Origin of the sequence: Micromonospora sp. ATA51, from assembly GCF_016802855.1 — a bacterium.
GTDB lineage: Bacteria > Actinomycetota > Actinomycetes > Mycobacteriales > Micromonosporaceae > Micromonospora > Micromonospora sicca.
The window spans coordinates 1-5,508 of record NZ_JAEVHJ010000392.1; the positions used below are offsets into that span (position 1 = coordinate 1).

Genomic DNA, 5,508 nt, shown 5'->3' on the forward strand with positions numbered 1-5,508 from the left:
CGGCGGCGGTCCGGCGCGGCCGCGACCAGCTCGACGATGGTGTCGTCACCCGAACGGGGCGCGGAGACCACCCGGACCCCCGGGACGCCCGGGACGTCCCGCGCCGCGCCCTCCACCACCAGCACCACCTCCACCGGCGGGGCCAGCTCCGGCGGCACCCCGCGCTCGGCCAGCGGGACGAGAGCGTCCCGCAGCCGGGCCGCCGCCCCGGCCCGGTCCCGCCACCAGCCGTTCGGGCGGGACCGACCACGTTGGCGCCGTCGACGACGAGCAGCGGACTGGTCTGCATGCCCCCAGCGTGCCACCCGGGGGCGTTTGTCGCGCCGACCGCCGGGTAGCCACCGCCGACCGTGCCGCGCCCACGGGTTGCCCTCGGCGACCGTGCCGCGCCCGACTCCGGAGGACAGAGATGATGGGACCCGGCGACTTCGGCTCCGACCCGTGGGACGAATTCCTGGCCCGCTACTTCGGCCGGGGCGAGGGAGGACGCCGGCCGCCGCACCGGGTCGACATCACCCGGCTGATGACCGCCGACGCGCGGGAGATGCTGGCCGACGCGGCCCGCCGGGCGGCCCAGAAGCACAGCAACGACCTGGACACCGACCACCTGCTCTGGGCGGCGCTGCAACGCGAACCGCTGCGCGACCTGGTACGCCGTGCCGGCGCCGACCCGGACGCCCTGGTCAACGCCCTAGGCGGGCGCGGCGACGGGGCGCCCCGTGGCGAGGTGCCACCGAACCTGTCGCTCACCCCGGCGGCCAAGCGGGCGCTGCTCGACGCCCACCAGCTCTCCCGGGCGATGGGCGCCAACTACATCGGTCCCGAGCACATCCTGATGGCCCTGCCGCTCAACCCGGAGTCGCCGGCGGGCCGGATGCTCGCCGCCGGGCGGGTCCAACCGGAGTCGTTGCAGGCGGCCAGCGCGGAACGCGGCCAGGGCCCCAAGCCGGACCGCGGCACCCCCACCCTCGACCAGTACGGTCAGGACCTTACCGACCTGGCCCGCGCCGACCAGATCGACCCGGTGATCGGGCGGGCCGACGAGATCGAACAGGCGGTGGAGATCCTCTCCCGCCGGACCAAGAACAACCCGGTGCTGATCGGCGAGGCCGGCGTGGGCAAGACCGCCATCGTGGAGGGGCTGGCCGAGCGGATCTGCGACGGCGACGTACCGGAGACCCTGATCGGCAAGCGGGTCGTCCAGCTCGACCTGGCCGGGCTGGTGGCCGGCACCCGGTACCGGGGCGACTTCGAGGAACGGCTGAAGAAGGTGATCGACGAGATCCGGGCGCACCGGGACGAGCTGATCATCTTCCTGGACGAGATCCACACCCTGGTCGGCGCGGGCGGCGCCGGCAGCGAGGGCGGCATGGACGCGTCCAACATGCTCAAGCCCGCGCTGGCCCGCGGCGAGCTGCGGGTGATCGGCGCGACCACGCTGGACGAGTACCGGCGCAGCATCGAGAAGGACGCCGCGCTGGCCCGTCGGTTCCAGCCGGTCTTCGTCCCCGAGCCCACCGTCGAGGACACCGTCGCCATCCTGCGCGGCCTGCGCGACCGGTACGAGGCGCACCACCAGGTCCGCTTCACCGACGAGGCCCTGGTCGCCGCCGCCGAGCTCTCCGACCGGTACGTCACCGACCGGTTTCTGCCGGACAAGGCGATCGACCTGATCGACCAGGCGGGGGCGCGGGTCCGGCTGCGCACCCGCACCCCCGCCGCGGACGTGCGGGACCTGGAACAGCAGCTCGACGAGGTGCGCCGGGACAAGGAGCAGGCCGTCTCCGGCGAACAGTACGAGCGCGCCTCGACACTGCGCGACCGGATCAGCGAGCTGGAGGACCAGATCCGCCGCGCCCGGGGCGACGAGGGCCCCAACCAGGTGCCGGCGGTCGGGCCGAAGGAGATCGCCGAGGTGGTCTCCCGGGCCACCGGCATCCCGGTCAACCAGCTCACCGAGGAGGAACGCGACCGACTGCTGCGCTTGGAGGGGTACCTGCACGAGAAGGTGGTCGGCCAGAACGACGCGGTCAGCGCCGTCGCGGAGGCGGTCCGCCGGTCCCGGACCGGGCTGGCCGACCCGGACCGGCCGATGGGCAGCTTCCTCTTCCTCGGCCCCACCGGCGTCGGCAAGACCGAGCTGGCCCGGGCCCTGGCCGAGGCGCTCTTCGGCGAGGCGGACCGGATGGTCCGGGTGGACATGAGCGAGTTCCAGGAACGGCACACGGTCAGCCGGCTGGTCGCGCCCCGCCCGGGTACGTCGGCTACGAGGAGGCCGGCCAGCTCACCGAGGCGGTGCGCCGCCGACCGTACGCGGTGGTGCTGCTGGACGAGATCGAGAAGGCGCACCCGGACGTCTTCAACATCCTGTTGCAGGTGCTCGACGACGGCCGGCTCACCGACAGCCAGGGCCGGACGGTGAACTTCAAGAACACCGTGCTGATCATGACGAGCAACCTGGGCTCGGAGTTGATCACCGGCACCCAGCGCACGGTCGGCTTCGGTGTCGGCGAGCCCGGCCGGGAACAGGAAGCCACCGAGCTGCGGGACCGGTTGATGCGCCGGTTGCAGGAGAACTTCCGCCCCGAATTCCTCAACCGGATCGACGAGGTGATCATCTTCCAACGGCTGGAGGCCGAGCAGCTGCGCCAGATCACCGGGCTGATGCTGGAGGAGACCCGCCGCCGACTGCACGCCCAGGACATCCAGGTCGAGTTCACCACCGCCGGGATCGACTGGCTCGCCGAGCACGGCTACCAGCCCGAGTTCGGCGCCCGGCCGCTGCGCCGGGTGATCCAGCGGGAGGTCGACAACCGGCTCTCCCGGAAGCTGCTGGAGAACGAGATCTCGCCCGGCCAGAAGGTCATCGTCGACGCGCGCGACGGGCAGCTCGCCTTCGACGTGACCGCCGGCGACTACACGGCGGCGACGACGTCCCACCCGCGATGAACCGGAGGGCGGACATGACCGAACCGGAGGAGTCCCGGGAGGACACCGAGCGCAGCGAACCGATCGTCGCGCCCCCGACGGCCAACCCGTCCCGGGTGAAGGTGCCGCCGGAGGGCGTGAAGCAGCGGACCGACGAGGGCGACCCGGCGCCGTCCGGGCCGCCGGCGGGAGAGGAGGCGTGATGGTACGCGAGAAGCGGCTGGATCCCGAGGTCGAGGTGATCTGGGACGACTTCCACGCCCAGGTGAACGTCCCCTCCGAGCAGCTGCGGCAGTGGCTGCTCACGCGGGGGTCGGGCGAGGAGGCGTTCGGCCCGAACCCGGACCTGAACCTGCCCGAGCCGGGGCGGCAGATCCTGCACGTGCTCAGCAAGCGGAAGGTGGACCTGACCCCGGAGGACATCGAGGTGATGCGGGACGCCATCGACCGCATCCAGTCCCTGGTGGACGAGAAGCCGCAGCGGGGCAACGCCGACGACGAGTGGCGGCACTCGCTGCTCGACCTCGGCCACGACGTCCTGGTCGAACGCTGAGCCACGACCGGAACGGCACCCGGCAAACCCCGGGTGCGTTCCGCGCGGTCGGTTACTCGGACTCCATGCTGGGCAGCTGCAGGCCGGCGGCGTCGGCGGCGGCCTGCCGGTCGAGGCGGGCCCGTTCCTCGCGGGTGAGCAGGTTGGCGTACTCGGTGATGTCGGCCGGGTCCGGCACGTCGGGCAGCCGGCGCAGGTAGGTCTCGACGTCCCGGGAGGCGGCGGTGTGCGCGGCGGCCGCCTGACGCAGCAGCTCCCGCTGGTCGGCCGCGGGGTACAGATCGGTCATGCTGCCCTGATACCCGCCGTCACGCGGTTCGCACCCCGCCGGGCGGCCGGGCCGCCGATGGCTGGGCGCCGAAGTCGGGGTGGCGCAGCAGCCAGGCCAGGTAGTCCGGGTGCGGCGCCAGCGCGTCCGTGTACGCGGCCACCGCGGTCTCCAGCACCGCCTCGGCGACCCGGGCGGCCGGGGCGTCCGGGTGCCAGCCCAGCAGCAGCCGCCAGCGCAGCGGCGTCCCGGCCAGCCGGCGGGTGACCAGCCCGGCGACCGGGCGGAAGGTGGCCTGGCAGAGCGCCACCGCCTCGCCGGCCTCGACCAGGTCCATGCAGCCGCGGACGTCCGTCTCGTACAGCTTCCGCGGGGTGAAGCCGGCGCGGGCGCAGGCGGCGGCGAAGCAGTCGCCGAAGCAGCCGTCGCCGGGCGCCGCCACCCACTGCTCCCGCCGCAGGTCCGCCAGCCGCACCTCCTCCCGGTCGGCCATCGGGTGGGTCTGCGGCAGCAGCACGAGGACCGGGTCGACGGCGACCTCCCGCCAGCTCAGCGCGAACTCCGCCGACGGGGTCGCGTCGCCGCACACCCCGGTGAGCGCGAAGTCCAGCCGCCCACCGGCCACGAGCTGGGCCAGCTCGTCCACGGACCAGGAGGCGTACGTGGTGATCTGCAGCTGGGGCTGCTCGGCGGCGAGCCGGTGCACCAACCGGCCGAGGATCGGGCTGTTCACCCCGCCGAACCGGTACCGGCCCAGCGGGTCGCCCGCCCCGGCCAGCCGCGCCGCCTCGTCCTGCAGGCCCTTCATCGCCGGCAGCAGCACCCGGGCCCGGGCCAGCACCAGCTCGCCCAGCGCGGTGGGGCGGGCGCCCCGCCGGTCCCGCTCGAACAGCGGCCCGCCCAGGATCCGTTCGATGCGCTGGAGCTGGGCGGTCAGGGCCGGCTGGGCCAGGCCGAGCGTCGAGGCCGCCTTGGTCACGCTCCCCGTCTCCGCGATCGCGCACACCACCCGGAGGTGTCGCAGCTCCAGATTCATAGGGTGACGGTAGGGCCACGCACCGATGGACGGAAGGCCCGAACGGCATCGGCCTCCCCCGATGCGTACCGGCGTGGGGTCAGGTCTTCGGCTGCCGCTCCAGGTCCGCCAGCTGGGTACGCCGGCCGGTCACCGCGTCCCGGAGCTTGTCCACCACGCCCACCGCCGGTTCCACGATCTTGTTCCACGGCGGGGTGGCCGGGGTGCCGGGGTGCGGCCGGGTCGGCGCCGCCTCCTCGGCGATCTGCCACCGGTTGCCCAGCCGGATCAGCTCCGCGTCGGTGGCCACGCCCGCAGCGGCGTCATCAGCGCGGCGACCCGGCTGACGTGCCGGCGTACCCGGTCGCCACCTCGCCAGCGCGGGGTCGTCCGGGCCGGACAGTCCCTTCAGGGCGGTGAGCAGCGCGGCGTCCGCCTCGATCTCCCGGTCGACCAGTTCGGCGCTGGCCGGCACGGCGGCCCGGGCGGCGGGGAAGAGGTACTGCTCCTCGGCGGAGAGGTGCCGGGACACCGCGGCGGTGAGCACGTCGATCACCTCGCGCCGGCGCTCCGCGGCCAGATCCGGGTCGGTGACCTGGTCGGCCAGACCGAGCAGCTGCCGGTGCTCGGCGTCGACGAGGTCGGCCAGGCTCCGGCCGCCCGGCCGGTACGCCTCGTCGGCGGCGGGTGGCAGCGGCGGCAGGGGGACGGTCATGGTGCCCTCCTCGACTGGTGGCCGGCGGG

The 5,508-nt window shown here is 74.1% G+C and carries 5 protein-coding genes and 2 pseudogenes; 3 read left to right on the top strand and 4 right to left on the bottom strand.

Annotation, left to right across the window (positions count from 1 at the left end; genetic code table 11):
• A pseudogene (locus tag JNW87_RS34030) lies at nucleotides 1-289 on the bottom strand (hypothetical protein); the annotation flags it as partial.
• Between the two features lie 120 nt (nucleotides 290-409).
• On the opposite strand from JNW87_RS34030, the pseudogene JNW87_RS34035 reads away from it, so the two are divergent.
• From JNW87_RS34035 to JNW87_RS34045, 3 genes and pseudogenes are all read left to right on the top strand, one after another.
• Nucleotides 410-2,949: pseudogene (locus JNW87_RS34035) on the top strand (ATP-dependent Clp protease ATP-binding subunit).
• Nucleotides 2,950-2,963: 14 nt separating this feature from the next.
• Nucleotides 2,964-3,131: a hypothetical protein gene (locus JNW87_RS34040; RefSeq protein ID WP_161557779.1), complete on the top strand. Its 168-nt coding sequence runs from the start codon at nucleotides 2,964-2,966 to the stop codon at nucleotides 3,129-3,131.
• Nucleotides 3,131-3,481, top strand: coding sequence for a DUF3140 domain-containing protein (locus tag JNW87_RS34045; RefSeq protein WP_109800714.1), 351 nt, complete (start codon nucleotides 3,131-3,133; stop codon nucleotides 3,479-3,481). Before JNW87_RS34040 ends, JNW87_RS34045 begins: the two co-directional genes overlap by 1 nt.
• 52 nt (nucleotides 3,482-3,533) lie before the next feature.
• Here JNW87_RS34045 and JNW87_RS34050 read toward each other — a convergent pair whose 3' ends face one another.
• The 3 genes from JNW87_RS34050 to JNW87_RS34060 form a co-directional block, all read right to left on the bottom strand.
• Complete coding sequence (locus tag JNW87_RS34050) at nucleotides 3,534-3,770, bottom strand: hypothetical protein (RefSeq protein ID WP_109800713.1); 237 nt, start codon at nucleotides 3,768-3,770, stop codon at nucleotides 3,534-3,536.
• Between the two features lie 19 nt (nucleotides 3,771-3,789).
• The gene (locus tag JNW87_RS34055; RefSeq protein WP_109800712.1) at nucleotides 3,790-4,785 is read right to left on the bottom strand and encodes a LysR family transcriptional regulator; all 996 of its coding nucleotides are present in this window, start codon (nucleotides 4,783-4,785) and stop codon (nucleotides 3,790-3,792) included.
• Nucleotides 4,786-4,864: 79 nt separating this feature from the next.
• A partial coding sequence (locus JNW87_RS34060; RefSeq protein WP_309234139.1) for a hemerythrin domain-containing protein occupies nucleotides 4,865-5,508 on the bottom strand: 644 nt, incomplete at its 5' end.